General features: G+C 41.4%; 27 protein-coding genes and 1 pseudogene. 14 read left to right on the forward strand and 14 right to left on the reverse strand.

The features are described 5' to 3' along the window. The first annotated feature begins 241 nt into the window (after positions 1 to 241). Both B2400_RS05945 and B2400_RS05950 read left to right on the forward strand, forming a co-directional pair. Positions 242 to 1,666, forward strand: coding sequence for a Glu/Leu/Phe/Val family dehydrogenase (locus tag B2400_RS05945; RefSeq protein WP_149524224.1), 1,425 nt, complete (start codon positions 242 to 244; stop codon positions 1,664 to 1,666). A 338-nt stretch (positions 1,667 to 2,004) separates the two neighbouring features. Continuing rightward, positions 2,005 to 2,244 (forward strand): DUF6358 family protein, encoded by a 240-nt coding sequence (locus B2400_RS05950; protein ID WP_149524226.1) that lies wholly within the window; start codon positions 2,005 to 2,007, stop codon positions 2,242 to 2,244. A 25-nt stretch (positions 2,245 to 2,269) separates the two neighbouring features. Here B2400_RS05950 and gcvT read toward each other — a convergent pair whose 3' ends face one another. The 5 genes from gcvT to B2400_RS05975 form a co-directional block, all read right to left on the reverse strand. Then, entirely contained in the window at positions 2,270 to 3,349 is a 1,080-nt protein-coding gene (gene gcvT, locus B2400_RS05955; RefSeq protein WP_149524227.1) for a glycine cleavage system aminomethyltransferase GcvT, read from the reverse strand. A 93-nt stretch (positions 3,350 to 3,442) separates the two neighbouring features. Beyond that, a complete protein-coding gene (locus B2400_RS05960; RefSeq protein WP_293931782.1) occupies positions 3,443 to 4,141 on the reverse strand; it encodes a pseudouridine synthase in 699 nt (232 codons plus the stop codon). Continuing rightward, entirely contained in the window at positions 4,141 to 4,509 is a 369-nt protein-coding gene (locus B2400_RS05965) for a hypothetical protein (protein WP_286651614.1), read from the reverse strand. Before B2400_RS05965 ends, B2400_RS05960 begins: the two co-directional genes overlap by 1 nt. Positions 4,510 to 4,531: 22 nt before the next feature. Next, a complete protein-coding gene (locus B2400_RS05970) occupies positions 4,532 to 5,011 on the reverse strand; it encodes a DUF4112 domain-containing protein (protein ID WP_149524230.1) in 480 nt (159 codons plus the stop codon). Positions 5,012 to 5,013: 2 nt separating this feature from the next. Next, positions 5,014 to 5,739, reverse strand: a complete 726-nt coding sequence (locus tag B2400_RS05975) for an SIMPL domain-containing protein (RefSeq protein WP_246172370.1) — start codon at positions 5,737 to 5,739, stop codon at positions 5,014 to 5,016. Between the two features lie 154 nt (positions 5,740 to 5,893). Here B2400_RS05975 and B2400_RS05980 point away from each other — a divergent pair, with 154 nt between their 5' ends. Further along, positions 5,894 to 6,085 (forward strand): cold-shock protein, encoded by a 192-nt coding sequence (locus B2400_RS05980; protein WP_149524232.1) that lies wholly within the window; start codon positions 5,894 to 5,896, stop codon positions 6,083 to 6,085. A gap of 73 nt (positions 6,086 to 6,158) precedes the next feature. Here B2400_RS05980 and recO read toward each other — a convergent pair whose 3' ends face one another. Together recO and B2400_RS05990 are read right to left on the reverse strand one after the other, a co-directional pair. Then, entirely contained in the window at positions 6,159 to 6,875 is a 717-nt protein-coding gene (gene recO / locus B2400_RS05985; protein ID WP_149524233.1) for a DNA repair protein RecO, read from the reverse strand. Positions 6,876 to 6,878: 3 nt separating this feature from the next. Then, the gene (locus tag B2400_RS05990; protein ID WP_149524234.1) at positions 6,879 to 7,103 is read right to left on the reverse strand and encodes a signal peptidase; all 225 of its coding nucleotides are present in this window, start codon (positions 7,101 to 7,103) and stop codon (positions 6,879 to 6,881) included. Positions 7,104 to 7,310: 207 nt separating this feature from the next. Between B2400_RS05990 and rpmB the strand changes: the two genes are divergently transcribed. From rpmB to B2400_RS06030, 8 genes are all read left to right on the forward strand, one after another. Beyond that, positions 7,311 to 7,544, forward strand: a complete 234-nt coding sequence (gene rpmB, locus B2400_RS05995; protein WP_149524235.1) for a 50S ribosomal protein L28 — start codon at positions 7,311 to 7,313, stop codon at positions 7,542 to 7,544. A 76-nt stretch (positions 7,545 to 7,620) separates the two neighbouring features. Further along, positions 7,621 to 7,803 (forward strand): 50S ribosomal protein L33, encoded by a 183-nt coding sequence (gene rpmG / locus B2400_RS06000; RefSeq protein ID WP_002998409.1) that lies wholly within the window; start codon positions 7,621 to 7,623, stop codon positions 7,801 to 7,803. A 39-nt stretch (positions 7,804 to 7,842) separates the two neighbouring features. After that, the gene (locus B2400_RS06005; RefSeq protein ID WP_149524236.1) at positions 7,843 to 8,004 is read left to right on the forward strand and encodes a DUF4295 domain-containing protein; all 162 of its coding nucleotides are present in this window, start codon (positions 7,843 to 7,845) and stop codon (positions 8,002 to 8,004) included. A 142-nt stretch (positions 8,005 to 8,146) separates the two neighbouring features. Further along, positions 8,147 to 9,109: a signal recognition particle-docking protein FtsY gene (gene ftsY, locus B2400_RS06010; RefSeq protein ID WP_260039954.1), complete on the forward strand. Its 963-nt coding sequence runs from the start codon at positions 8,147 to 8,149 to the stop codon at positions 9,107 to 9,109. A 13-nt stretch (positions 9,110 to 9,122) separates the two neighbouring features. After that, positions 9,123 to 10,457, forward strand: a complete 1,335-nt coding sequence (gene rimO, locus B2400_RS06015; protein WP_293931793.1) for a 30S ribosomal protein S12 methylthiotransferase RimO — start codon at positions 9,123 to 9,125, stop codon at positions 10,455 to 10,457. A gap of 172 nt (positions 10,458 to 10,629) precedes the next feature. Next, positions 10,630 to 12,219 (forward strand): bacillithiol biosynthesis cysteine-adding enzyme BshC, encoded by a 1,590-nt coding sequence (bshC, locus tag B2400_RS06020; protein WP_293931795.1) that lies wholly within the window; start codon positions 10,630 to 10,632, stop codon positions 12,217 to 12,219. Continuing rightward, positions 12,219 to 12,824 (forward strand): Crp/Fnr family transcriptional regulator, encoded by a 606-nt coding sequence (locus B2400_RS06025; RefSeq protein WP_293931797.1) that lies wholly within the window; start codon positions 12,219 to 12,221, stop codon positions 12,822 to 12,824. Before bshC ends, B2400_RS06025 begins: the two co-directional genes overlap by 1 nt. Before the next feature lie 69 nt (positions 12,825 to 12,893). Next, entirely contained in the window at positions 12,894 to 13,346 is a 453-nt protein-coding gene (locus tag B2400_RS06030) for a hypothetical protein (protein WP_293931799.1), read from the forward strand. A 25-nt stretch (positions 13,347 to 13,371) separates the two neighbouring features. Here the strand turns inward: B2400_RS06030 and B2400_RS06035 are convergent. Further along, positions 13,372 to 14,238 (reverse strand): annotated as a pseudogene (locus tag B2400_RS06035) (arginine deiminase-related protein). A gap of 527 nt (positions 14,239 to 14,765) precedes the next feature. Here B2400_RS06035 and gcvP point away from each other — a divergent pair. The 3 genes from gcvP (at position 14,766) to B2400_RS06050 (ending at position 19,573) form a co-directional block, all read left to right on the forward strand. Further along, complete coding sequence (gene gcvP, locus B2400_RS06040; protein ID WP_293931801.1) at positions 14,766 to 17,639, forward strand: aminomethyl-transferring glycine dehydrogenase; 2,874 nt, start codon at positions 14,766 to 14,768, stop codon at positions 17,637 to 17,639. A gap of 321 nt (positions 17,640 to 17,960) precedes the next feature. Then, entirely contained in the window at positions 17,961 to 18,713 is a 753-nt protein-coding gene (locus B2400_RS06045; RefSeq protein WP_293931803.1) for a 3-keto-disaccharide hydrolase, read from the forward strand. A 35-nt stretch (positions 18,714 to 18,748) separates the two neighbouring features. Then, positions 18,749 to 19,573 (forward strand): N-acetylmuramoyl-L-alanine amidase, encoded by an 825-nt coding sequence (locus B2400_RS06050; protein WP_293931805.1) that lies wholly within the window; start codon positions 18,749 to 18,751, stop codon positions 19,571 to 19,573. Positions 19,574 to 19,646: 73 nt separating this feature from the next. Here the strand turns inward: B2400_RS06050 and B2400_RS06055 are convergent, their stop codons facing one another. The 6 genes from B2400_RS06055 to B2400_RS06080 form a co-directional block, all read right to left on the reverse strand. Continuing rightward, positions 19,647 to 20,960: a nicotinamide mononucleotide adenylyltransferase gene (locus B2400_RS06055; protein WP_260039937.1), complete on the reverse strand. Its 1,314-nt coding sequence runs from the start codon at positions 20,958 to 20,960 to the stop codon at positions 19,647 to 19,649. 72 nt (positions 20,961 to 21,032) lie between these two features. Beyond that, a complete protein-coding gene (locus tag B2400_RS06060) occupies positions 21,033 to 21,575 on the reverse strand; it encodes an NUDIX hydrolase (protein WP_293931808.1) in 543 nt (180 codons plus the stop codon). Then, entirely contained in the window at positions 21,575 to 23,314 is a 1,740-nt protein-coding gene (locus B2400_RS06065) for a phospho-sugar mutase (RefSeq protein ID WP_293931810.1), read from the reverse strand. The genes B2400_RS06060 and B2400_RS06065 overlap by 1 nt, the downstream gene beginning before the upstream one ends. Before the next feature lie 35 nt (positions 23,315 to 23,349). Next, positions 23,350 to 23,997: a hypothetical protein gene (locus B2400_RS06070; protein WP_293931812.1), complete on the reverse strand. Its 648-nt coding sequence runs from the start codon at positions 23,995 to 23,997 to the stop codon at positions 23,350 to 23,352. Beyond that, on the reverse strand, positions 23,997 to 24,869 hold the full coding sequence (locus B2400_RS06075) for an SDR family oxidoreductase (RefSeq protein WP_293931814.1): 873 nt from the start codon (positions 24,867 to 24,869) through the stop codon (positions 23,997 to 23,999). The genes B2400_RS06070 and B2400_RS06075 overlap by 1 nt, the downstream gene beginning before the upstream one ends. Before the next feature lies 1 nt (position 24,870). Then, a complete protein-coding gene (locus tag B2400_RS06080; RefSeq protein WP_293931816.1) occupies positions 24,871 to 25,635 on the reverse strand; it encodes an enoyl-CoA hydratase/isomerase family protein in 765 nt (254 codons plus the stop codon). Positions 25,636 to 25,647 lie beyond the last annotated feature (12 nt).

Raw genomic sequence — 25,647 nt, forward strand, 5'->3', positions numbered from 1 at the left:
AAGCCCTTCGGGCATCAATAGCGATAGTAATTTACGTTCGGCTTCTTGCAAGGGATATCTGTATTAAGGACGCTAAACTAACAAATTTTTAACATTCCCCCCAAGAATTCAGCTTGATCCAGAAAATCTTTTGTTATCAATTGATTAAAAACATTGTTTTTCGGGGTAACCTTATTGGAAATATCATAAAACAATTACCTTTATACTAATTTATACCAAGTGTAAACAAATACAATAATCTATGTCCAGTCAAGACAACACAACGTACAGTTTTTTCCAAGGGGTTGCTCGCAACTTCGACAAAGCGGCCAAATTCACTCGTTTTTCCCCAGGAATTCTCGATCAAATCAAAGCTTGTAACTCTATTCTTCGTGTGAAGTTTCCCGTGAAAATCGGAGAAGAGATCGAAGTAATCGAAGCTTACCGCGTCCAGCACTCACATCATAAGTTGCCATGTAAAGGTGGTATTCGCTTTAGTATGGAAGTAGATCAGGATGAGGTAATGGCGCTTGCGTCATTGATGACTTACAAATGTGCCATCGTAAATGTCCCTTTCGGCGGTGCTAAGGGCGGTATTAAAATCGATGCTAAGAAGTATTCGGAGTATGAGTTAGAGAAGATCACCAGACGTTATACGACGGAATTAGTGAAGAAGAATTTTATCGGTCCAGGAACCGATGTGCCGGCTCCGGATTATGGAACGGGTGCTCGCGAGATGAGCTGGATCGTTGATACATATACCACGTTGAATCCTAATGAGATCAATGCACAGGCTTGTGTTACGGGTAAGCCGATTTCTCAGGGCGGTGTTCGCGGACGTGCTGAAGCAACCGGTTTAGGTGTTTTCTTTGGGGTTCGTGAAGCCGTTAAGAATGAGGAAGACATGGCTGCGCTAGGGCTTTCAGTAGGTATCGCAGGCAAGCGCGTGATTGTTCAGGGTTTAGGAAACGTGGGCTACCATGCAGCAAATTACTTCCAAGACGAAGGTGCTATTTTGGTCGGTTTGATTGAATATGAAGGAGCGATTTACAATGCAGACGGATTAGATTTGAATGCTGTTGTTGCGCATAGAAAAGCGACAGGATCTATTTTGAATTTCCCTGGCGCTGAGAATATCTTGGAATCTGCTAAAGGTTTAGAATATCCATGCGATATCTTGATTCCAGCAGCCTTAGAGTCTGTAATCAATGGCGATAATGCGGATAGAATCCAAGCGCAGATTATTGGTGAGGCAGCGAATGGACCATTGACTCCGGAGGCGGATGAAATATTGAACGGCAAGGGTAAGTTGGTTATTCCGGACATCTATCTGAATGCCGGTGGTGTGACGGTTTCTTACTTCGAATGGTTGAAGAACTTAAGCCACGTTCGTTATGGACGCTTAGAGAAGCGCTTTAGCGAAAACATGTATGCAGAGATCTTGAATATCATCGAGTCAATGACGAACCAAAAGGTTTCTAAATTGGAACGTAAGATCATCTTACGTGGACCAGATGAGGTGGATTTAGTATATTCTGGATTAGAGGATACTATGATCGGTTCTTATCAAGAAATCCACGATATCTGGAAGAATACCGAGGGTGTTGAGGATTTGAGAACTGCAGCCTTTATCTGTGCCATCAATAAAGTTGGTGAGTCCTATAAAGAATTAGGAATCTTCCCATAAGGATAAAAAGATTTAGATATTCACTACCTTTGTTCCATGAACAAGGTAATTCAACAGACTAAACAGGCCTTTCTGTTTAGTCTGGCTTTTTATATCCTAGCTATACTTTTGGTCCTCTTTAAAGTTGGCTTTGCCCCTATCCTTTTGAGCATTGCGATGCTCGTTTCGTTGATATGGGTGGTACTTGTTCTCCGAGAAATTATGCTTTCCACTTCCATTAGCAATACAGAAAGAATGATGATGGCCTTATTTGTTATCCTGCTGAATATTGTGGGAGGAATTGTTTATTTCTCTTTTCTCAGAAAAAGTGTAATTGGAAGCCCTGTAATAAAAAAGAAATGACGAAGAAATTTATATTGAACGTAGTATTGAACCTAGGTATTGTATTTCTGATACTTAGCAGTGTGGCCGGATATAACAGCGGGAATATGTTGTATCTGGGTCTGTCGATTGCCCTATTGGTTGTTTTGGTCTATCTGAAGATTGTTTTATTGAAACAGGTTAGCCGCGACGTTCAGGCAAAGAAGGCTGCGGCAGCACAGGAACTGGCAAGACAAAAAAAGAGGGCTAAAAAATAGCCCTCTGCTTATAAATTTTGTAGCCTTATTTTACGAAAGGCGGCTTTTTAACGATTGCTTTAATTGGCTGATTACGGATAGAAATGAAGATTTCTGTACCGTCTTTTGCGAAAGCAGTATCCACATAGCCTAAACCAACGGATTTCTTCAATGTTGGTGATTGCGTTCCTGAAGTAACACGACCAATCTTATTTCCTTCAGCATCTACGATTTCGTAATCATGACGAGGAATACCTCTGTCGATCATTTCGAAGCCTACTAACTTTTGTGTCAATCCTCTTTCTTTTTCAGCTTTTAGGTTTTCAGAGTTCACGAAGTCTTTCGTGAATTTAGTAACCCATCCTAGACCCGCTGCTAATGGAGAAGTTGTATCATCGATATCATTTCCATATAAACAGAAGCCCATTTCCAAACGTAAGGTATCACGAGCGCCTAAACCGATTGGTTTGATGCCATATTGTTTACCTGCTTCCATGATCGCATTCCATACTTGCTCCGCATGCTCATTGTCTACATAGATCTCGAAGCCACCAGCGCCTGTATATCCTGTTGCTGACACCAATACATTCTCAACACCGGCAAATACACCTTTTTGGAAAGAATAGTACTCCATAGGCGCTAATTCGATGTCTGTTAAGCCTTGTAATGCATCGGCAGCTTTCGGACCTTGTACAGCGAATAAAGAAGTCTTATCAGAGATATCTTTCATCTCTACACCGAACGTGTTGTATTTGCTGATCCAGTTCCAGTCTTTTTCAATATTGGAAGCATTGACAACGAGAAGGTAAGTGATGTCGTCAATTTTATAAGTCAAGAAATCGTCTACAATTCCACCTTCTTCATTAGGGATATAAGCATATTGTACTTTACCGTCATAAAGCTTAGAAGCATCATTAGAAGAGATTTTTTGAATAAGGTCAAGTGCTTTTTCACCTTTTAAGATGAACTCACCCATATGGCTAACGTCGAACATACCTACTCCGGTACGTACTGTCTCGTGCTCATCATTAATGCCACTGTATTGAACAGGCATGTTAAAACCAGCGAAAGGAACCATCTTCGCGCCTAAAGCAATATGCAGGTTAGATAACGCAGTATTTTTCATGTTAAAATTAAATGTGTTTTAGTACTACAAAAATAGGTAATTAAACGACAAAAGAGACCTGATTTCCTAAATGTTAAGAAAATGGACAATCGATTACGTAAATCTGACTTGGTCCGAAATATTCAAAATGGTCAATGCTCTTTCGAATTCGGGTTGGAGTTTTGCGTATATTTCAATTTGTTCGCCGGATCTGGGCTGTTTGAAGGATAAATACGATGCATGCAGCAACATGCTGTCATGTGCAAAGGTCTCTTTCCAAAGTTTATTCTGCTTATTGCAGCCATGTGGCCGATCGCCTATGATGGGGTGCAATATGTGTGCAAAATGACGGCGGAGCTGGTGCATTCTTCCGGTCTGTGGCATCGCCTTCACAAGTGAATAGCGTGAAGTCGGGTGCTTCCCGAAAGGAAGATCTATTTCCGTATGCTGAAGGGTTTCAAAATGCGTAATGGCATCCTGCAAGGTTCCGTTGTTCTTCTTCAGAGGGTAATCGATGCTGTCTTTGAGCGGAGAAAATCCGCGAAGAACTGCCAAGTATTCTTTTTTAATCTGGTTGTTGGCAAAGGCCTGCTGAATCAGAGAGTCGGTTTCCTTGTTCATGGAGAACAGTAGTATTCCACCAGTTTTGCGATCGAGACGATGAGCGGGATAGACGGTTTTGCCAATTTGATCTCTCAACAATTGCAAAGCAAATTCAGATGTATCTGCAGCGATAGATGAGCGATGTACTAACAGGCCGTGCGGTTTATTGATAGCAATGAGGTCCTGATCTTCGTAGAGTATCTCCAGCATTATTGTTTCTTTAGTACGTCAATAAGCTCGTTCGCTTTCTCATCAAGCTTTGGACTGATCCATACCTTCCCGAAAGCCCCTCCTCCTACTGTAACCTTTTCTCCGTTCCAATTTACTTCACATAGAGAAAAGAGATAATAGTTTTTGGTTTGCACATAGGTGTTGACAAACTCCTCTACAACGCGATCTCCAAAAAGCATCATTCCGAACTCTACAGCATCCTGATGCTCGTATTGTAATTGTTTTTTTAAGATTTCCTTCGCCCGATCTCGCAGTTCATCGTTTATTTTATCTTTCGATGGATTTGTCAATATAGCAATAAGCATAATTGCCACGCCCAACAAAGCGAAAAGTCTTGTTTTGCTCATAGCTACAAAAGTAAAGAAAAGTTTAGAAGATGAGATTAAACAACCAAACGCTTAAAGCGTACATCGCATAGATTAAAAGTGTGATGACGATTGCTAGAATGGAAACAATCAGGAAGATGATGTTCTTACCGCTTCCTTGATGTTTATTCTCATAGTAGTGCTCACGCAACAGTTTAATATTCTTATCGTTGGCTTTGTTAAAGAAGTCGAAGATATTCCCTAAGAGAGGTATTGAACCTAGAAGGGCATCCCAAGTGACGTTGAGCAGCATTTTGATGGCAATCTTGCCACTTGCCCCATTTCGGTACATCACTGTAACCAATACCAAGGATATGATAAAAGTTGCGATTTGTCCGGCAAAGGGAATAAAGTTGAGGATTGGGTCCAATCCGAAGCGAAAGTTCCCAATACGGAAGCGACTATCCATTAATACAGATAGTCGCTCCACCCAAAGAAAATCTTTATTTATGCGCTCTATTTTAGAGCTATATTGGTTTTCCATTGTTATTTCAATTCAAATACTGCGTCGATATTGCAAGTCAGTTTGATCGGGCGAACATCAATATCAAGTCCACTCCCTCCTATTGCATCAGATTCAGCGTTTGCTGTTTTTGACATCGCCATATAAGCACGTGGCTGCGGCATCACATCATTCCAGCTGAAGCTGCTATTATCATTGATCATTAGCGATTTTCCAACAGTTTCACCGTCTGCTGCTGCTAGAATTTCCGCATTCACTCTGGCATCTTTAACCGCTGCTGTTTTTAACTCTTTCTCAATTGCTTTCTTCTGAGAATGATCGTAACCACTAATGTTGGTATTCTGTAGACCCTGCGAATCTACCTCATCCATCATCGCATTTAAGTTCTTCAAATCGGTTACTTTGATGCGATACTGACGCGACTGAAGTAATTCCGTGTTCTTTTTCTTACGATCAGCAGCATTATAGCTATAAATGTTTTGGATGGTGAAGTTTTCTTTTTTTACACCATATTTCATCGCTGCATCATAAAGTTGCTTTTCTAAGGTTTCTATAGCTACCTTTTTCTTCGCATTGCCATCTTGATAGTATTCCTTCAATGAAATTGAAAGGTAAATGATGTCTGGAGTGACTTCTTTTTCGGCAAAGCCGCGAGTTGCTACTCTTCTGCTATTTTCCATAGATACATTTTGTGCTTGAGCTGTTACCACCAATGCGATAAGCGCTAATATTGATAATATTTTTTTCATAATAACCGTATAATGCTTTTCTAATCTCAAAAATCTTTCCAAAAGATATACAGCATAGACAAGTGACTATTGAAAATGTTTAATCATATTATCCTAATATTTAGTTTTTATTTAGAAAATAATTGATACCTTTAAGAAATAATAAATTAATAACATGCAACAAGGAGTAGTAAAATTCTTTAATGAGGCCAAAGGTTTCGGTTTCATCATTCCAAATTCAGGCGAGAGCGAAATCTTCGTACACGTTTCTGGATTAATTGACAAAATTCGCGAGAAAGACGAAGTTTCTTACGAAGTTGAGCAAGGTCGTAAAGGCCTTAACGCGGTAAATGTAAAGCTTATCTAAGAGAATAGATTCAATATATATTTATTGTGTAAAAGCCCATCGATAATTTTCGATGGGCTTTTTTTATGGCGTTTTAATTGAAGATTTCTTCCAGGATATACAGAGAATTGAGCTCTCCAAAGTTTTCAGTATGAAGACGATAATAATCGACGAGCTTCTGTAGAAGATAGCTCCTATCCTCCCTTTTCAGCTTCACGTTGTTACAATTGCTGAATGAACAATTGACTAATTCTCTTAGGTATGAACTGTAAGGCTCTTGCAGTGTATAGACGTGTGCCGGAAGGATGCTCACAAATCTTCCCTCCAATAAGTCGAAATATGGAAGATTGCTCAAAGAAGGTTTAAACCCAAGGTAATGCGAGAGTTTTAGCAGGAAAATGAGATGATAGTTAGCCAAACCTTCTTCGGTCTCATCAAGCCATATAATAGCGTTTTCCAAAAAATCGAAAAGCTGTTTATCCGGGGACTGGTGCCTCAGAACTTTGTAAAGCACTTCGTTCAAAAATAAGGCGATAGAACTTTTAACAATATCCAGCGGGATCTGTTTCAATACAGGAAGATGTTGTGCTTCTTTGATTCGCTGCAGATTGTTGTTCTCTTTATTATAAACGACGAGCTCCAGCAAATGGAATGGCTGCAGCATGTTTACCGAAATTTTTGCCTTTGGTTTTCGCGCCCCGTTAATTAAGTAGGATTGCAATCCGAAAGCCTGCGTATAGATTTGTGCAACAACACTGCTTTCCGAATAATTGGTTACTTTGAGCGTAATTCCTTTGGTTTGGTGCAACATGATTTATTTCTCTTGTTGCTCTTTCCGATCATCGATGAGTGTTTTTCTATCGATTTTCCTAAAGATGCGGTACATTAATGCAACGAACCCTATTCCAAAAAAAATAACACCTAATGTCATCAACAGCTTATACCAATTATTCTCGTTTTCCATGAGCGTGTATCCTAAGAACACGCATATAATCCCCGCCGTTAAAAAGACGATTCCCCTTAAAAGATATTTGTTCATTGTGAATTGTTGAAAACTATTGTGATATTCGCTTCGCGATATTTAATGCAAAATACAGTATTTTTGCTGACTTCCACAGCAGTCTTCGATTATTTTAAAAATAATTCCTGAAATAATATTGTATTTCCCAAAAGAAATATAGATATTTGCACACTCGTTTCTAAGGGAACGTATTTTTAACAAGAACAACAATAAAAATCGAATATCATGTCAAGAATTTGTGATTTAACAGGCAAGACGGCATTAAAAGGAAATAACGTATCACACTCGAACGTTAAAACTAAGCGTAAATTCTATCCTAATTTACAGACCAAACGTTTTTACATTCCAGAAGAAGATCGTTGGATTACGTTGAAAGTTTCTACTTCAGCAATCAAAACGATCAACAAAAACGGAATTACAGCAGCAATCGATAAATTTATCAAACAAGGTCATATTTAATAGATAGACCGCCTGTTGTATCAACATTAAATAGAATCATGAAATTCACCCGTGAGGGTATAAATAAAGTAAAACAATGGCAAAAAAGGGAAATAGAGTACAAGTTATCTTAGAATGTACTGAACACAAAGAAAGTGGTCTTCCGGGAATGTCTCGCTATATCACTACTAAGAACAAGAAAAACACTACTGAGCGTTTAGAGTTGAAAAAATTCAACCCAGTATTGAGAAAAGTAACAGTTCACAAAGAAATTAAGTAAAAAACAAGGATTCCTCGGAGTCTATAAAAATATTATACCATGGCAAAGAAGGCAGTTGCATCATTACAAAAAGGTGGTGGTAAAGAATATACTAAAGTAGTTCTTACTACTAAATCTGCAAAAACAGGCGCATATACTTTCAAAGAGAGTATGGTTCACAACGACAAAGTAAAAGAAGTTGTTGCTGCGGCTACTAAATAAGCAGTAAGATATTCCTTTTTTTTAAAGTTTTTCTTTAAAAATCTTATAAACAGCCGTTTTGGTAGTACCAAAAGGGCTTTTTTAGTATTTCCGTTTTCAGTATCTTTGAACGAAAAGCAACGACATATTATACATTTACATCATGGGATTATTTGATTTTTTTAAAAAGAAGCAGGAAACTCCTGAGGCGCAGGAAGCACTCAACAAGGGCTTAGAGAAGACGAAAGAGGGATTCTTTGCGAAAATTACCAAAGCGGTTGTTGGAAAATCAACCATCGATGATGATGTATTGGATAATCTTGAAGAAGTTTTAGTAACCTCTGATGTAGGTGTTACAACGACGCTAAAGATCGTTGATCGTATTCAGAAGCGTGTTGCTCAAGACAAATACGTTACTACTGATGATCTAAACGGCTTATTAAAAGACGAAATCCAAGGTTTACTTGCCGAGAACAACAGCAATGATTTCGAGACCTTCGAATATGGTAATCAAAAGCCCTATGTTATTATGGTCGTTGGGGTAAATGGTGTCGGGAAGACAACGACAATCGGAAAACTTGCACATCAGTTAAAAGAAGCAGGTAATAAGGTTGTTTTAGGTGCGGCAGATACGTTCCGCGCTGCTGCTGTTGATCAGATACAGTTGTGGGGCGATAGAGTAGGTGTTCGTGTTGTGGCACAGCCCATGGGTTCGGATCCTGCATCAGTTGCTTTCGACACGGTTAAGTCTGCGGTTGCAAATGGTGATGATGTTGCTATTATCGATACGGCAGGACGTCTCCATAATAAGGTTGGCTTAATGAACGAGCTAACGAAGATCAAAAATGTCATGCAGAAGGTCATCCCAGATGCCCCGCATGAGATATTATTGGTATTAGACGCTTCCACGGGCCAGAATGCTATTGAGCAGGCGACGCAGTTTACACAAGCAACGGATGTGAATGCATTAGCATTGACCAAGCTTGATGGTACAGCGAAGGGCGGTGTGGTTATCGGGATATCCGATCAATTCAAAATTCCTGTAAAGTACATTGGAGTAGGAGAGAAGATTGGTGATTTACAGTTATTTAACAAAAAAGACTTCGTAGACTCACTATTCCAGTAGTCTACACATTCATATGAGAACAAAAACAAGAAATGCAGCTCCGGTAGTAGCAAAGCCACGTGTGAATGTGGTTACTTTGGGCTGTTCTAAAAATATTCACGATAGCGAGGTTTTAATGGGACAATTGAAAGGCAGCCAAATGGATGTCGTTCATGAAGCCAATAATATCCAAGCGAATGATATCGTCGTGATCAATACCTGTGGATTTATTGATAATGCGAAACAGGAGTCTATTGATACCATCCTTCAATTTTCTGAGTTAAAAGATCAAGGCAAGGTCAATAAGGTGATTGTTACAGGCTGTTTGTCGGAGCGATATAAGCCCGAACTAGAAGCTGAGATTCCGAATGTTGATGCTTTCTTCGGTACCAACGATCTTCCGGATCTGCTTTCAACAATTGGTGCGGATTACCGTCATGAGTTGTTGGGCGAGCGTTTATTGACCACACCCTCACATTTCTCATATTTTAAGATTGCAGAAGGTTGTAACAGACCTTGCTCATTCTGTGCTATTCCTTTGATGCGCGGGAAACACGTTTCCAAGTCTATCGATGACTTAGTGAAAGAAGCGAAATTCTTAGCATCGAACGGCACAAAAGAATTGATACTGATTGCGCAGGATTTAACCTATTACGGTCTAGATATCTACGGCAAGCGTAATCTTTCTGACCTTTTACGTCATTTATCGGATGTTAATGGTATCGAGTGGATTCGTTTGCAGTATGCGTATCCTTCCGGTTTTCCGATGGACATCCTCGATGCGATGAATGAGCGCTCTAATATCTGTAACTACTTGGATATGCCGCTACAGCATATCAGCGATAATATGCTAACCTCTATGCGTAGAGGAACCAGCAAGCAAAAGCAAATTGATTTAGTAAACAAGATCCGCGATAAAGTGCCTGATATCGCTTTGCGTACGACTTTGATCTGCGGTTACCCGGGAGAAACTGAACAAGATTTCAATGAGATGTTAGAGTGGGTTGAAGAAACCCGTTTCGACAGATTGGGCTGTTTTACTTATTCTCATGAGGAGAAAACGCATGCACATTCTTTAGAAGACAATGTCCCTGAAGAAGTGAAACAAGAGCGCGTAGATCAGATTATGGAGGTTCAGCAAGGGATATCCTATGATATCAACCAGACCAAAATCGGCAATTCCTATAAAGTGCTGGTGGATCGTGTGGATGGAGATTACTTCATCGGAAGAACGGAGTATGACTCGCCTGAGGTGGATAATGAAGTGGTATTGGATGCTAAAACAAACTATGCTCGTATCGGAGATTTTGTACAGGTGAAAGTAGACCGTGCAGAAGACTTCGATTTATATGGAAGTATTGTCAAATAAAGGGAGCAATACCCCCTAATCAACATCCTTTTCTTACTTTTAGCGGATCGGTCGGTTCATTCCCACCATCAAGAACTTTCATTACTGTTGGTCAATCAGCGGAATCATGAAAGTTTTTTTGTAATTTGAATCCTTCTATCTTTTACATTTGAAGCAATATTACTCTAGCTAGATGAAAGCCACATACATAGACTATAGCGACACTGGAAGTTTTTCTAAAACCTTATTAGCATATCTGTCAAAACAGCCAGATTTAACCTCTTATTACGGTCATTTTCCAGATCTTGACGGTTTCAAGAAGCAAATTGAGGAGCAGAAGAAATTCCAACATCGTGAACTGCTAGTCGATCAATTGAAAGATCAATATGCCGAGCTTTTAGCTAGTTCTCCGGAGGTTGCCGAAAATCTAGAGCGATTAAAAAGCAATAATACATTTACGGTTACCACCGGTCATCAGTTAAACATATTCACCGGTCCCTTATACTTCATTTTTAAGATCGTGACGGCCATAAAGCTGGCGCAGGACCTAAAGGAACGCTTTCCAGATCAGGACTTTGTGCCCGTTTATTGGATGGCGAGTGAAGATCATGATTTTGCGGAAATTAACAACACACGTGTTTACGGAAAGAAGATTGTTTGGGAAGAGGAGGGGATTTCTGCAACTGGCCGAATGAAAACGGACAGCATGGCCGATGTGGTGAAGCAGTATTGCAATACCTTCGGTTTATCGGATAATTCGACGAAACTGACCGAGCTGGTGGAGGAAGCCTATCTTTCCGGATTAAATCTTGCTGATGCTACTCGCAAGTTTGTCAATTCGCTATTTAAAGCTTATGGTCTTGTTATCATTGATGCCGATAGGGTAGCGCTGAAAAACGTTTTTGCTCCAATTATTGAGAAAGATATCCTTGAAGAAAATAGCTGGAAATATATCGAAGCAACCTCTAAATCATTAGAGGAAGCGGGATTCAATACCCAGGTCCATGCCCGCGAAATCAACTTCTTTTATCTGACCGATGAATTCAGAGAACGTATCGTTCGCCTCGAAGACGGTCGTTTTGAAGTGCTCCATCAGAATATCTTCTTTACCGAAGAGGAGATAAAACAAGAAATCAAGAAGCATCCAGAACGATTCAGTCCGAACGTAGTGATGCGACCGCTTTATCAAGAACTCATTCTTCCTAATTTAGCATACATCGGCGGGGGAGCCGAAATCGTGTATTGGCTACAGCTAAAGGCAAATTTTGACCATTATAAAACGCAGTTTCCGATCCTTGTTCCACGTAATTCAGCATTAATTACGGATGATAGTGTTGCTGGCAAGGTATTCCGTCTGGACTTTACCTTCAAAAGTATTTTCAAACCTGTCAATACCCTTAAAAACGAGTATGTCCGTCGGAGGACAAAGCATCGACTGAATCTTCAAGACGAGTGGATGGAATTGAATGCAATTTTTGGCAAAATTAAGCTTCGTGCGCATAAGATCGACCCAAGTCTAGGCCCAAGTACCGACGCCGTAAAAGCACGCCTTAAAAAGGCGGTAAACAACTTAGAAAAGAAATTGTTAAAAGCAGAGAAAAGGAACCACGAGGATGCGCTCATTCAAATAGAGCGGGTTAAAGATAAACTGTTCCCGAATGGCGGTCTGCAAGAGCGTACCGAGAATTTCGCTGTGCTTTATATCAAATACGGAGATGAATTGTTCAACGATTTGTTGAAGAATTTCCAACCCTTAGCTTTTAAATTTAGTGTGCTTTACTGATGATAACTTCTGAAGAACTAATCAAGTCTAATTTCTACTCGTATTACACGGCGAAAACCGGACTTACGCTGTCGGATTTCGAAAGCCTAAGCCCGCTATTCGACTTTCGCGAAGTAGACCATAATCAACTTATTATGCGTGCCGGCGAGGTTTGCAAGCATATCCTATTTGTTGAAAAAGGATTATTGCAGTTGTTCAGCCTTGATGAAAAAGGAGGCGAGCATATTATGCAGTTTGCACCAGAGAATTGGTTAATGATGGATAGATCCAGCATGTTCTTCAACGAACCATCAAACTACTATATCAAAGCATTGGAGCCTTCCACGGTGGTATTCATTCAGCCTCAATTTCTAGAAGAGGCAGGAAAGATCAATCATGAGTTTACCTGCTTTACAGAAACTTCCTTACAACGCAATATACACTTCCTACAACGTAGGATAAACTCCCTGTTAGCTATGTCGGCTAAAGAAAGATACTTAGAATTCGTTGCCATGTACCCGCAGTTGCTACTGCGTGTTCCGCAATGGATGATCGCTTCGTATTTGGGCATAACTCCAGAAAGCCTCAGCAGAGTGAGAAGAGAAATCGCGAAAGATTCTTTCTAATTTACTTAAGTTATTTGCGGGAAAATCTATCTTTGTTAATTATTGCTAATTACTACATTATAAACATTTATGATAAGACCGATATTTTTCCTATTTATCGCTTTAGTTAGTCTAGTTTCTTGTAATAAAGAAAAGATCGATCCAATTGGATTGCGTATGGATGTTGATTTGCTTCAAGGGAAATGCGGGCTGATCAAAATGCAAATCAAGAAAGATCATATGACACGAGATTTCCGCGGAAACAAATGTGATCCGAATATAACAAGCGAATATTCTACCCTATTTCCGGAGGAACGCTATGAAGAACTAATTGGTTTAATCGAAGAACTCAATCTAATGTCCTTGCGCAAACGCGACTGTAATAGTTGCAGCGATGGTAAAGATATTGCCGTTAAAATAAACTATAAAGGGAATACGAATCACTTCACGATAGGCTTAGATCCTGAAGCAGATGCTAATGGAAAATATAAAAAGTTCGTCGAGTTTGTGACGTTTTATATGATTTTTGAGTCTGAAGTTTAATAATTTTTGTAAAACACTTCGGCGATCAGACATCTCGCACTTCCGACACCAAACTTTTCAATATTATAGAGTGGCGCATATGATTTATTGGCTCGTCGTTAGGCTGTCGAAAGCGCGTGCTCATACTGATAAAAGGGTGCCCATTCTTATTCTTTATCTCGACCATATTACCTGCAAACTGATGCATTTGCTCCGTACTGATCGTTATTACTTCTTTATTCGTCTAGATAAGTCGTTGTTCAATTTTGATTCTAGCATCTATGTCAGGAATGCAATCCCAACATATAACGCAGAAATTGGTGCCTAATGACATCATCACATTGCTATGGAATATCGGCCTTAGCTGTACGTCGAATTGATGGAATGATGGAAAGATAACAGGTTCGTAGCCATGGTCGTTACAAAAGATTATGGCTAGGTTTTCATGCGCCCGATCGGATAGAGAGCTGTAGGCTATGCGATTCACCCGATCTAATATCAATGCACCATTTCCTTCCAAAAAGAGCTCGCTTTCTTCATAAACGCTGTAATCATTCAACTTCTCAAATTCGAAGCCCTTCATTTTAAGCTGACCCAGATAATTGAGATTGCGCTCGCGGCGCCTATTATAGGCAAACATGGGATAGAGGGTCGCGCTATCCCTGTGGAAAGAAGCGACATGATTTGAAAAGATACTATCGGGCGTTTGATGTTTTCCATTGTCTTGGATTACAATGGTCCGAATTCCTGCATGTTGCAGCAGGGATGTAAAATTGTCGAACTCGGAAGTAGCAGTTTGATTGATTTTTCTAGGAGGTATTTCCTCGCTCTGGAAGTAGTTATTGATCGCAGTTTCTTCGTTTCTCCTAAATAAATAGGGACGAACTAATAAAATCGTATCGGTGGTTTGCATGGTTTTTCTCTCTTGAATTGTAGGTGATTGTCCCACAGCTAAAATAGCAAAGAAATTATGTTTAATTAATGGAGTAAAAAATATTGTAAATATTTAATATTTAAGTTGTGTCAGTTAGAGGAATTCGTGATTTGTTTAATAATATGTATTGAAAAGAGAAAAAACACCATCATTGCTTAGCGTTTTGATAATTGCTAAACCGCTGATGTTTAAGATGTTCAGCGATCAGTAGGGTGGAAGCTCTCCTTTTTTACAAAAGCATGTGAAAAACGTAGATTTTCAGATATAATACCTTCCCTTCGATTACACTACTTTATTTGAAACAATACCCGAATCTTATTACCTAAATTTTAAAAAAATGTGCAATCGATTGATGTGTTAATAAATGTTTTTGCGGCTAAGGGTAGGGCAAAAATTACCTATAAAAAGCGTATCTTTGCACATCTAATTTTTTTATAGCGAAAGTATCCTAAAGAAATTGGATAACAGAACGTTAAACATTGTAAATTTTGCAATCCCATCGTAAAATGAGTAACATAAATTACCAAGAGAAATTCCAGGATCGCCACAACGGTCCTAGCGCTTCGCAAGTAGAGGAAATGTTGACTGTACTTGGCGTTAGCTCCTTAGACGAACTAATCGAGCAAACCGTACCTGCGCAAATCCGTAAAAAAGAACCTTTAAAGTTGCCTGCAGCATTAAGCGAGGTTGCTTACCTTGAAAAGGTTGCTCAAATCGCTGAAAAAAACAAAGTATTCAAATCTTATATCGGTCAGGGATATTTCGATGTAATCTTACCTGGCGTTATTCAACGTAACGTATTCGAGAATCCAGGATGGTACACACAGTACACGCCTTACCAAGCTGAAATCGCACAAGGTCGTCTTCAATCCTTATTGAACTTCCAAACGATGGTTTCTGACTTAACGGGCTTAGAAGTAGCAAATGCATCACTTCTAGATGAAGCTACTGCTGCTGCTGAGGCGATGTTTATGCTATACAGCACGCGCAAAAACAAAGATGCCCATACATTCCTTGTAACACCGAATATCTACCCGCAAACACTGGATGTATTGCAAACTAGAGCGGTGCCTTTTGGTGTAGAGATTCGCGTTGCAGACTTAACCGTAGAAAACTTAGCAGACGATGTATTCGCAGCGTTTATCCAATATCCTGCTGCTGATGGTTCCGTAAATGACTACAAAGAGTTCACGGCTTATGCTCACGATAAAAACATCACGATCTGTGTTGCTACAGATTTAATGGCTTTAGCTTTATTAACGCCTCCAGGAGAATGGGGAGCTGATGTTGTTGTGGGTAACTCACAGCGTTTCGGCGTACCGATGGGCTTTGGTGGTCCTCACGCAGCGTTCTTCGCAACGAAAGACGCCTACAAACGTAATATCCCAGGTCGTATCATCGGTGTAACTTCCGATTCGAACGGTGAATATGCATTGCGTATGGCGCTTCAAACTCGTGAGCAACACATCCGTAGAGATAAAGCTTCTTCTAATATCTGTACTGCGCAAGCATTACTAGCTATTATGGCTTCTTTCTACGCGGTTTACCACGGTCCAAAAGGGATTAAAAACATTGCTTTACGTATCAATGATCTAACTAAACTTGCTGATAAAGCAATCCAAGCCTTAGGTTACAAACAAGTAAATGCGACTTACTTCGATACTTTACGTTTTGAAGTTGATAAAGAACTTAGCCCGTTGAAGTCTGAAGCGTTGAACCAAGAGCTTAACTTCTACTACGCTGATAATACCGTAGGAATCTCTATCGATGAGACTACTACGCTAGAAGATATCGAAACTATCGCGAAAGTATTCGCGAAGATCAAAGGTAAATCTGTAAATGATGTTGATCTATCTGGTTTCACTGAAGAATTAGGAAACTCTATTCCAGAGGAATTAGAGCGCGCTTCTGATTACTTAACACACCCTGTTTTCAATAGCTACCACTCTGAAAGCGAGATGTTGCGTTACATCAAATCTTTAGAAGCAAAAGATCTTTCACTTTGTCATTCGATGATTCCTTTAGGATCATGTACGATGAAGTTGAACGCGACAACCGAGATGGTTCCTGTTACTTGGGCTCGTTTCGGCGGATTACATCCATTCGCTCCTGCAGACCAAACAACAGGATACATGCAATTGATCAACGAATTGAACGATTGGTTGTGTGAAATCACTGGATTCGCTAAAATGTCATTCCAACCTAACTCTGGTGCACAGGGTGAATACGCAGGATTAATGGTTATCCGTGCTTATCACCACAGCCGTGGCGATTTGAATAGAGATATCTGTTTAATCCCAGCATCTGCACACGGAACAAACCCGGCGTCGGCATCTATGGCAGGCTTGAAAGTGGTTGTTGTGAAGTGTGACGAGCGCGGAAACATCGATGTGGAAGACTTAAGAGCAAAAGCAACGGAGCATTCGGCAAACTTAAACTCCCTGATGGTGACTTATCCATCTACGCACGGAGTATTCGAAGAGCCGATTGTTGAGATCTGTAATATCATCCACGAAAATGGTGGTCAAGTATATATGGACGGTGCGAACATGAACGCACAAGTAGGTTTAACAAGCCCAGGTTATATTGGTGCTGACGTTTGTCACTTAAACTTACACAAAACATTCTGTATCCCTCACGGTGGTGGTGGTCCTGGTATGGGGCCAATCGGCGTAGCAGCACACTTAGTACCTTTCTTACCTAACCACGAAGTGGTGGAAATCTCTGGCGAAGAGGGTATCTCAGCTGTATCTGCAGCTCCTTTCGGTTCGGCATCTATCTTAGTAATCTCCCACGCATACATCGCAATGATGGGTGGCGAAGGATTAACCGATGCTACGAAAACTGCCATCTTAAATGCTAACTACATTAAAGCACGCTTAGAGTCGCACTATCCGGTATTATATGCTGGTGCTAATGGACGTTGTGCACACGAGATGATCTTAGATTGTCGTGGTTTCAAAAACGTAGGAATCGAAGTTGCAGATATCGCAAAACGTTTGATGGACTACGGTTTCCACGCTCCAACTGTATCTTTCCCTGTAGCTGGTACCTTAATGGTTGAGCCTACAGAGTCTGAATCGAAAGCAGAGTTAGATCGTTTCTGCGAAGCATTAATCGCTATCCGCCAAGAAATCGCTGCTGTAGAAAATGGCGAGGTTGACCAAAAAGATAACGTATTGAAACATGCGCCACATACGGCACGCGTAGTAACTGCAGACGAGTGGGATAGACCTTACTCGCGTCAAAAAGCAGCTTACCCTGTTGAATACTTAAGAATCAATAAATTCTGGCCTTCCGTAGGTCGTGTAAACGACTCACAAGGCGATAGAACGTTAATCTGTTCTTGTCCTCCAATCGAAGCTTACGCAGAAGCGTAGGTAGAGATTAGATGTGAGATTTTAGATATTAGACCTTGCGTCTGTTAAAGAGTTGCTCCTATTGGGGCAGCTTTTTTTGGTTTAAAGGGGGGGCTCTTTCCTGGTTCAAGACAAATTTTCCCTTTCCTAGTTCAACAGCACATCCCGCCTCCCTAATCCCCGCTACACAGTTCCTATTACTTAAAGCCCTTTTAAACCCCTTTCAAACCCAATACAGAGCCCAATCATAACCGCTTCAGAAGGGCTTTACATTGGGTCTACATTGGGTTTGATTTAGTTGTGAGCAAATCCTTATCTTAGGGATACTTAAAACCTACTGATATGAACAGACTAAACCTATTGGGCGCAACGTTATTTCTAATGTTTATGGCTTTTTCCTTGGGAGCAAGTGCACAGAAAAAGCTTTTCACATTTGGTGTGGAGAAAAGTTTTGATGAATCTATCGTCAATCCGAAGGCAAAAGGAAAGCCGATACAGTGGATTGATGTGAACACTTCGGAAACGACTTGGATACCCAAAGGGAAGGTTTTGGTGAACAAGGGCAATCCAATTGGAGTGATCCGCTCAGAGAAAATGTATGAGAACTTTATCATACATGTGGAATGGCGACATTTGGAAAAAGGAGGTAATTCAGGTGTTTTTGTATGGTCAGATGCGGTTCCTGGGAAGAATGGCCTGCCGATGGGCATGGAAGTGCAGATGTTAGAGCTCGATTGGGTGAATCAGAATACAAGGGACGGTGTTACACCGCCGATTGCCTATGTGCATGGGGAATTGTTTGGTGCCGGTGGAATGACCGCATCACCGGATAATCCTCGTGGAGAGCGCAGTAAGTCGGTCGAGAATCGCTGTTTAGGAGTTGGGGAATGGAACAAGTATACTGTTGTTTGTATTGACGGGACCGTAAAATTGGCTATAAATGGTAAATTTGTCAATAGCATCCGCTTGGCTTCGAAGCGAAAAGGTTATGTTTGCCTAGAAGCGGAAGGCGCGCTGATGGAGTTTCGGAATTTTCAGCTTATCGAGCTGGAACCGGGCGTCGAGCGACCGGAATTTGTGGTTGATGCTCTGTAAGGGGTGTTAGCTTTAGGTTAAATGATAAACAGAAAATGATTAGAAACGTATTTACATATTTGGTTATTGCGGCATTGGCGACCTCTTGCGGAGGTGGTAAATATGCGGCAACGGAGAAAGTTTACAAGAAAAAAGCGAAGGAATTTTCGGAAATCTACAAGGAAGCGCCCGTAGAAGGTCAGCTAGCGAAGATTGGTGCTGATCAAAAGGAGTGGATTGGTTCGACAAACTTTGGGATGCGCAGGCCTAATTATGTGATGATCCATCATACGGCGCAAGCGTCGCTAGATCAGACGGTGAAGACTTTCCACAATCAAAAAGTTGGCGTTAGCTCGCATTATGTAATCGGTCGGGATGGCAAGATCGTGCAGATGGTGAACGATTATTTCAGAGCCCACCACGCCGGAGCCGGCAAATGGGGGAATGATACAGACTTAAATTCCTCTTCGATCGGTATCGAGCTTGACAATAATGGTACTACCGACCTGTGGCCAGATGCTCAAATACAGGCTTTGGTGAAATTGCTGCAACAGCTAAAGACTTCGTACAACATTCCGCAAGGCAATTTTATTGGGCATATGGATTATGCGCCGACGCGTAAGAATGATCCGTCTCGCTTCCCTTGGAAAACCCTCGCCGACCAAGGTTTCGGATACTGGTATGAGCAACCGCTGGAAGAAGTACCGGCAAACTTCGACGTGAAAATAGCGCTGCGCATCATTGGTTTCGACGTAAAAAACCTAGATGCAGCCATCAAAGGCTTCAAATATCATTATATACAAGAAAATCCAAATGTCGCAACATTGAACGAGCATGAAATGCGGATTTTGTATGCGATCTTTAAGAAATATTTGGATTAGAGATTAGATGTAAGACATTAGATATTAGAGTAAGGAGCCTAATCGGCGCCTTACTCTAATATCTTAGATTTAATTACACTGTTTTAACAAACTTCTCGTCGTAGTTTTCGATATCGATGATGTATTTGTTTTGTAATAGGAAGTCGAATAGTGGTTTTGCTTCTTCGGATACCGGCATATTCTTGGTGGTCACGATTTGTTCCTTCTTTTTGTCTAGGTATGGGTAGGCGTAAAGTTTTACGTTTTTGCTGAACATACCGGAGATATAGGATAACAACTCGTTTGTATAGTTTTCCTTGTTATAGTTGTGTGTAGTGAAGATATTCTTCAGGTTGTACACGTTGGTTGCAATACCTACATGCTTTGGTTTGAAGCTTTGAACAAACTCGGCAAGGTGGTTGTTGCGGCGGAAGTTGGATACTAAGATATTGTTTCCTGTGGAACATAGGTATTCCGCACGTTCTGCAAAGTAATTTAGATCCTCGTCTGTGATGCTTGAGTTCTCATCTAATACATTTCCCATCAATACCTCGATAAGCACTACGGTGTCCTCCGGCGTTGCTCCGGTATTCTTGCGGAATTCTTCTACGGCAAGATTGAAGAGGTCAAAGTTAGGATTTGACTTCTGACGGTATTTAGTACGAAGGATGATGATGTTCTTTTTGTATAAGTAATCTTTGATCTGTGCGGCTTTTGCATCAGGTTTAAAGATAGCGGCCTTAGCAAATCCTTTGGCGATCAGGTAGAGGTTCAGGAGGCGTTCATTCGCTTTCTCGAATATAGGGCCAGATACTTTAACTAAGTCGATTTCTACCGATCCTACCGATAGGTTGTCTGCTAGCGATTCGATCATCGTTTGTGGATCTTCCGCGTAGTAATAAGCGGCGAATACTAGGTTTACACCTAAGATCCCCAATACTTTTGTTTGCAATCTATTATCAGAGTCTAATAAGCGGACGTGGATAACGATATCATTGGTCGGTCCATCGACCTCATGTTGGAAACGGATTCCGATCCAGCCATGCGGCTCATTGGATTTCGTGAAGTTTAAGGTAGTTACGGTATCTGCGAAGGCGAAGAATTTCTTGCTATTGTATTTCTCGCCCTGTAAGCGTTCGGTTAATAAATCGAACTCATGGTCTAGCATTTTGTTTAAGCGCGTACGGCTCACGTAGCGACCAGACTCCTCCACGCCATAAATAGCATCGGAGAAAGCCATATCATAGGCCGACATAGTTTTTGCGATAGTACCTGATGCGGCGCCTGCTTCGAAGAAGTTACGGGCAACCTCTTGTCCGGCTCCGATCTCTGCAAATGTTCCGTAAATATCAGGGTTTAGGTTTATTTTAAGCGCTTTTCGCTTTGTTTCATAAATTTCTCTAGCCATACGGCAAAGGTAACAAAATAGCGTTGAATATTGCGAAAAGCAGGGCTAAGAAAGAATTAAGTTAGGTCTACATTAAAGTAAACCTAACTTTTTAAAACTGTAGAATAGGGCAGAGGCATGCAATGCCTGTCCGATTTTATTGTCGAATAGAAAAGCCTTCGCTTCCTCTATACTCATCTCGACCACTTCGATGTCTTCGGAAGCGTCGAGTTCCTGTTCTTGTATTTTCACGCCACCTTGGAGAATATAGGTGAAGGTTGGATTGCCTGAAGTAGCCGGGTTTGCGTAGAGCTTACAAACATATTCAATGGAATTGAATGAATAGCCGGTCTCTTCCAAAAGTTCTCTGCGAGCCGCTAGTTCCGGCTCCTCGCCGTCTTCTACCACACCTGCAGGAAGCTCTACCAGTACTTCGCCGGCACCATGCCGATACTGTTTAACAAAGAGGATGGTATTTTCTTTGGTAATACCGATCATATTTACCCATTTCGGGTATTCTAGCACATAATACTCCTCTTTGATATTGCCATTGGGCATTTCGAGTCTATCGACTCTTAGCGTTGCCCAAGGGCGCTGAATGATGTATTTAGAATCTAATACTTTCCACTTTTCCATTAATCCTTGATTATGTCGGCCATCATCACTTCCACTTTATCGTCAAGGCGGTTGGAGATCTGCCCGTACTCTGATGAAAAGGCTAATTTCTCTTTCACGGAACAGTAGAACTTGATTTTAGGCTCCGTTCCCGAAGGGCGTGCGGAAATTACATCGCCATCAACGGTAATAAACTGCAGAACATCCGACTTTGGAAGCTCGATTTTCGATTTCTCGCCGGTTTTCATGTTCGTTGCTTCGCTGTTTTCGTAGTCGCGAACTTCTACTACTTCAATTCCACCCAATGTTTTAGGAAGCTCTGCACGAAGATCGGCCATCATCTGCTTGATCTCATCAGCACCCGCTTTCCCCTTTTTCGTTAAGGAGATTAGTTTTTCTTTATAGAAGCCATATTCCAAATAAAGCTGTACCAAAACGTCGTATAGCGACTTCCCTTGGTTTTTGAAATAAGCGCACATTTCGGCAATAAAAGCGCAGGAGTTTACCGCATCTTTATCGCGTACTAGATCGCCAACCAAATAGCCGTAACTTTCTTCGCCACCGACCAAGTAGTTTTCCTTGCCCAATAATTTGGTCATTACTTCGCCGATGTATTTGAAACCTGTTAATGTTTCATAGTATTTTACATTATGTGCATCCGCAATCGCTGCGAATAGATTAGACGTTACGATGGTTTTTACGATATAATCGTTTGGTTTTAGTTGGCCTAATGCCTTTTTAGAAGAAAGGACATAATAAGTCAGCAAGCTTCCGATCTGGTTTCCGTTGATTAATTGGAAAGATCCCGAAGGTGTTTTAATAGCCACACCAACGCGGTCTGCATCGGGGTCTGTTGCCATCACGACATCTGCGTCCAGCTCTTGGCCCTTTTGCTTTGCTTTTGCCATGGCATCATCTTCCTCCGGATTTGGATAAATCACGGTAGGGAAGTTTCCATTTGGTTCAGCTTGCTCCTCTACGATCGTGACATTTTCAAATCCCCAAGCTTTCAACATTTTCGGAACAACGGTAATACCTGTTCCGTGGATTGGAGAATAAACGATTTTCAGATCTTTTTGCCCTTGAACCGCCTCCGGATGAATGCTTAATTTTTTGTTTTCAGCGATGTAGATATCATCGAATTCTGAACCTACTAAGGTGATGTTCTTTTCTACGCGATCGAATTTGATGTCATTTACCGATTGGATGGCATTCACTTCTGTGATTACGTTCTTGTCGTGCGGCGCGACCAATTGTCCGCCGTCGTTCCAATATGCTTTGTAGCCGTTATACTCCTTCGGGTTATGCGATGCTGTTAGCATCACACCGCCTTGGCATTCGAAATGACGGACAGCAAAGGATAATACCGGGGTAGGTCGTAATTCCTCAAATAAGTAGACATGGATGCCGTTGGCAGAAAATACATCGGCCACTAAGTTTCCGAATGCCTGCGAATTATTGCGGCTATCGTAGGAGACTGCGACTTTGATGTCTTGATTCGGGAATTGCTTTAACAGATAGTTCGCTAGGCCCTGCGTCGCTTTTCCGATGGTGTACTTATTCATTCGGTTGGAACCTACGCCCATAATCCCGCGTAAACCACCTGTTCCGAACTCCAATTCTTTGTAGAAGGAGTCTAATAATTCGGTTTCTTCATTGTTATCAACCAGCTTCTGTACCTGTGCTACCGTATCCTGGTCATATTCGTTCGTCAACCATTGGTTGATTCTCGCCTGTGTGTCTTTATCTAAATTGCCCATGAGGTCTTATTGAATTCTTAATAGTAATGTGTTTCTTATGCGTCGCAACCGCCATATGCGCGATCAAGTAATGTGACATACCAAGCCGTACCAAACTGCTTTACATGGAAGATTAAGCTTTCTTCGGGCTGTGCTAATATAACGCGGTAACTTCCGTTTTCCAACTCCTGTATGCGTTTTTTCTGCTGCTCATTGTATTTGGAAGATTCAAACTCTTCCTCAAACTTGACAATGGTCTGCAACAGTTGCGTTTGGCTGTTCGAGGTTGTGTCGCTGTAGAACCCTGTTTTATCCCATTTCATCGAGCCGCAATCGAAGCTCGGTAATTTTTCGAAGGTCAATACCTGATCGTTCTGAAGAGGCGGGTAAGCGTAATACTCCGGCACCGGTTTTTTGAAATCAAAGGAGTCGATCAAAGCGAATGTATCTGCTGCTCCCGGACGATAGATAATCGCCATGCCAAGTTCCGGATGGACTAGAGCATTTAGCTTTTCATTGTCCTGACTGATATATGCCCTGACGAAGCGCGTAATAACTTCCGATATTTGCTGTACTTCTTCGGGTTGATCGATAGGCTCGCGTACAACGCTGTCTTGTTTTTCTTCGGTTGTCTTGTTGCTATTATTACATGCTGTAAGCAACAACCCCCATACGAAAAAGTATGCTAAGTATTTTTTAATCATTACTTGTTGTTTTTTCTTATCTTCTGTTCGATTGCATCCCACATTTCCGGTTCTACGGCTTCCAATCCGCTCAATTGTCCTGCGCCTTGTAACCATTCACCGCCATCGATGGTGATGACCTCGCCGTTGATGTAAGCGGCATAATCAGACACCAAAAAAGCTGCCAAATTAGCGAGTTCCTGATGGTCGCCTACGCGTTTTAAGGGTACACGGTTTTTGAAATCGAATTTAGCGGCCAAGTCGCCAGGCAATAGTCTGTCCCAAGCTCCCTTTGTCGGGAAAGGTCCTGGAGCAATCGCATTATGGCGGATTCCGTATTTCCCCCATTCTACCGCCAGCGAGCGGGTAAGGGTCAATACGCCACCTTTAGCTACTGCAGAAGGGACAACATATCCCGAACCTGTAAAGGCGTAGGTAGTGATGATGTTGAGCACGTTAGCCTGTTGTTTCTTTTCGATCCAGTTCTTTCCGAATTCCAGGGTACAGTTTATAGTTCCTTTCAATACAATATCGATAATGGTCGAGAAGGCGTTCGGGGAGAGGCGTTCCGTCGGGGAGATAAAGTTACCCGCCGCGTTGTTTAATAGCACATCGACTTTGCCGAATGCTTTTTCTGCTTGAATACGTAGGTATTCCACTTCCTCAGGATTGCGTATATCGCATGCGACCGGCAGAACAGCATTACCTGTTTTGTTGTTGATCTCAGCGGCGGCTTCTTCCAATACCGGCAGTTTTCTGCTGCTGATGACTAAATTAACACCAAGTTCGGAGAAATAGGTTGCCATTGCTTTTCCTAATCCTGTTCCACCACCAGTAACGACGATGGTCTTCCCTTTTAGGGCATCTTGTTGTAAAGCTCCTTGTACTGCCATTTTATTTCTTTGTCAAATTGTCGATAATCGTTTTTAAGATCGAACGCGTCGATGGTGCCCACCATTGCTTAAGTACTTGTTCAATCGCTTCATCCTTTGTTTGTGCAATGTTTTTCAACAGGTCTTTGCGGATATTCATCTTAGTCGCACCCCATGCGTTTTTATCGAACTGCATATAGTGTTTTGCTTTTCTTCCTGCTGCGGTCTGGATGCGTTCGAAAGGGACAACCTCGTCGAGCAATCCAACCTCTAGTGCAGCCAGTGGAGATAATAGTTTTCCTTCTAGCAGGAATCGATGTGCATTGGCTTTTCCAATCCAGAAACTATAGATATCGAAGATGCTGGAAGGAACGATAATGCCAACCGGAACTTCGTTTAAACCGATAATGAATTCGCCTTCCGCCATAACGCGGTAATCGCAGCAGATGGCCAGTACGCAACCTCCTGCAGGGCTATGCCCGGTTATCGCAGCGATGCTAGGCTTAGGGAATGCGGCAAGCTGGTGCAATAGGTCAATGAACTTCTCCCAGAACGTGCGGATCTGTTGTTCATCGTATTGAAATAAGGTTATTAAGTCGAGGCCAGAGGTAAAGAATCCTTCTTTCCCTTGCAGAACTATAGCTTCTACGCTAGGGTCGTCTTGCTGTTGCTGAATCGTAGCAGAAAGTTCTTCGATCATTTCAAGATGCATAGCATTTGATCTGCCACGATCTAATTGGATATAACAGATATGTTCTGTTACTTGTGTCTTCAGGTATGAATGCATACGGACGTATTT

Source organism: Sphingobacterium sp. UBA6645, assembly GCF_002455685.1.
Lineage (GTDB): Bacteria > Bacteroidota > Bacteroidia > Sphingobacteriales > Sphingobacteriaceae > Sphingobacterium > Sphingobacterium hotanense.

Bases quoted from the DNA above. Each gene is read 5' to 3' on its own strand.
- B2400_RS05945 (WP_149524224.1), top strand. From the start codon at position 242: ATGTCCAGTCAAGACAACACAACGTACAGTTTTTTCCAAGGGGTTGCT.
- B2400_RS05950 (WP_149524226.1), top strand. From the start codon at position 2,005: ATGACGAAGAAATTTATATTGAACGTAGTATTGAACCTAGGTATTGTA.
- gcvT (WP_149524227.1), bottom strand. From the start codon at position 3,349: ATGAAAAATACTGCGTTATCTAACCTGCATATTGCTTTAGGCGCGAAG.
- B2400_RS05960 (WP_293931782.1), bottom strand. From the start codon at position 4,141: ATGCTGGAGATACTCTACGAAGATCAGGACCTCATTGCTATCAATAAA.
- B2400_RS05965 (WP_286651614.1), bottom strand. From the start codon at position 4,509: ATGAGCAAAACAAGACTTTTCGCTTTGTTGGGCGTGGCAATTATGCTT.
- B2400_RS05970 (WP_149524230.1), bottom strand. From the start codon at position 5,011: ATGGAAAACCAATATAGCTCTAAAATAGAGCGCATAAATAAAGATTTT.
- B2400_RS05975 (WP_246172370.1), bottom strand. From the start codon at position 5,739: ATGAAAAAAATATTATCAATATTAGCGCTTATCGCATTGGTGGTAACA.
- B2400_RS05980 (WP_149524232.1), top strand. From the start codon at position 5,894: ATGCAACAAGGAGTAGTAAAATTCTTTAATGAGGCCAAAGGTTTCGGT.
- recO (WP_149524233.1), bottom strand. From the start codon at position 6,875: ATGTTGCACCAAACCAAAGGAATTACGCTCAAAGTAACCAATTATTCG.
- B2400_RS05990 (WP_149524234.1), bottom strand. From the start codon at position 7,103: ATGAACAAATATCTTTTAAGGGGAATCGTCTTTTTAACGGCGGGGATT.
- rpmB (WP_149524235.1), top strand. From the start codon at position 7,311: ATGTCAAGAATTTGTGATTTAACAGGCAAGACGGCATTAAAAGGAAAT.
- rpmG (WP_002998409.1), top strand. From the start codon at position 7,621: ATGGCAAAAAAGGGAAATAGAGTACAAGTTATCTTAGAATGTACTGAA.
- B2400_RS06005 (WP_149524236.1), top strand. From the start codon at position 7,843: ATGGCAAAGAAGGCAGTTGCATCATTACAAAAAGGTGGTGGTAAAGAA.
- ftsY (WP_260039954.1), top strand. From the start codon at position 8,147: ATGGGATTATTTGATTTTTTTAAAAAGAAGCAGGAAACTCCTGAGGCG.
- rimO (WP_293931793.1), top strand. From the start codon at position 9,123: ATGAGAACAAAAACAAGAAATGCAGCTCCGGTAGTAGCAAAGCCACGT.
- bshC (WP_293931795.1), top strand. From the start codon at position 10,630: ATGAAAGCCACATACATAGACTATAGCGACACTGGAAGTTTTTCTAAA.
- B2400_RS06025 (WP_293931797.1), top strand. From the start codon at position 12,219: ATGATAACTTCTGAAGAACTAATCAAGTCTAATTTCTACTCGTATTAC.
- B2400_RS06030 (WP_293931799.1), top strand. From the start codon at position 12,894: ATGATAAGACCGATATTTTTCCTATTTATCGCTTTAGTTAGTCTAGTT.
- gcvP (WP_293931801.1), top strand. From the start codon at position 14,766: ATGAGTAACATAAATTACCAAGAGAAATTCCAGGATCGCCACAACGGT.
- B2400_RS06045 (WP_293931803.1), top strand. From the start codon at position 17,961: ATGAACAGACTAAACCTATTGGGCGCAACGTTATTTCTAATGTTTATG.
- B2400_RS06050 (WP_293931805.1), top strand. From the start codon at position 18,749: ATGATTAGAAACGTATTTACATATTTGGTTATTGCGGCATTGGCGACC.
- B2400_RS06055 (WP_260039937.1), bottom strand. From the start codon at position 20,960: ATGGCTAGAGAAATTTATGAAACAAAGCGAAAAGCGCTTAAAATAAAC.
- B2400_RS06060 (WP_293931808.1), bottom strand. From the start codon at position 21,575: ATGGAAAAGTGGAAAGTATTAGATTCTAAATACATCATTCAGCGCCCT.
- B2400_RS06065 (WP_293931810.1), bottom strand. From the start codon at position 23,314: ATGGGCAATTTAGATAAAGACACACAGGCGAGAATCAACCAATGGTTG.
- B2400_RS06070 (WP_293931812.1), bottom strand. From the start codon at position 23,997: ATGATTAAAAAATACTTAGCATACTTTTTCGTATGGGGGTTGTTGCTT.
- B2400_RS06075 (WP_293931814.1), bottom strand. From the start codon at position 24,869: ATGGCAGTACAAGGAGCTTTACAACAAGATGCCCTAAAAGGGAAGACC.
- B2400_RS06080 (WP_293931816.1), bottom strand. From the start codon at position 25,635: ATGCATTCATACCTGAAGACACAAGTAACAGAACATATCTGTTATATC.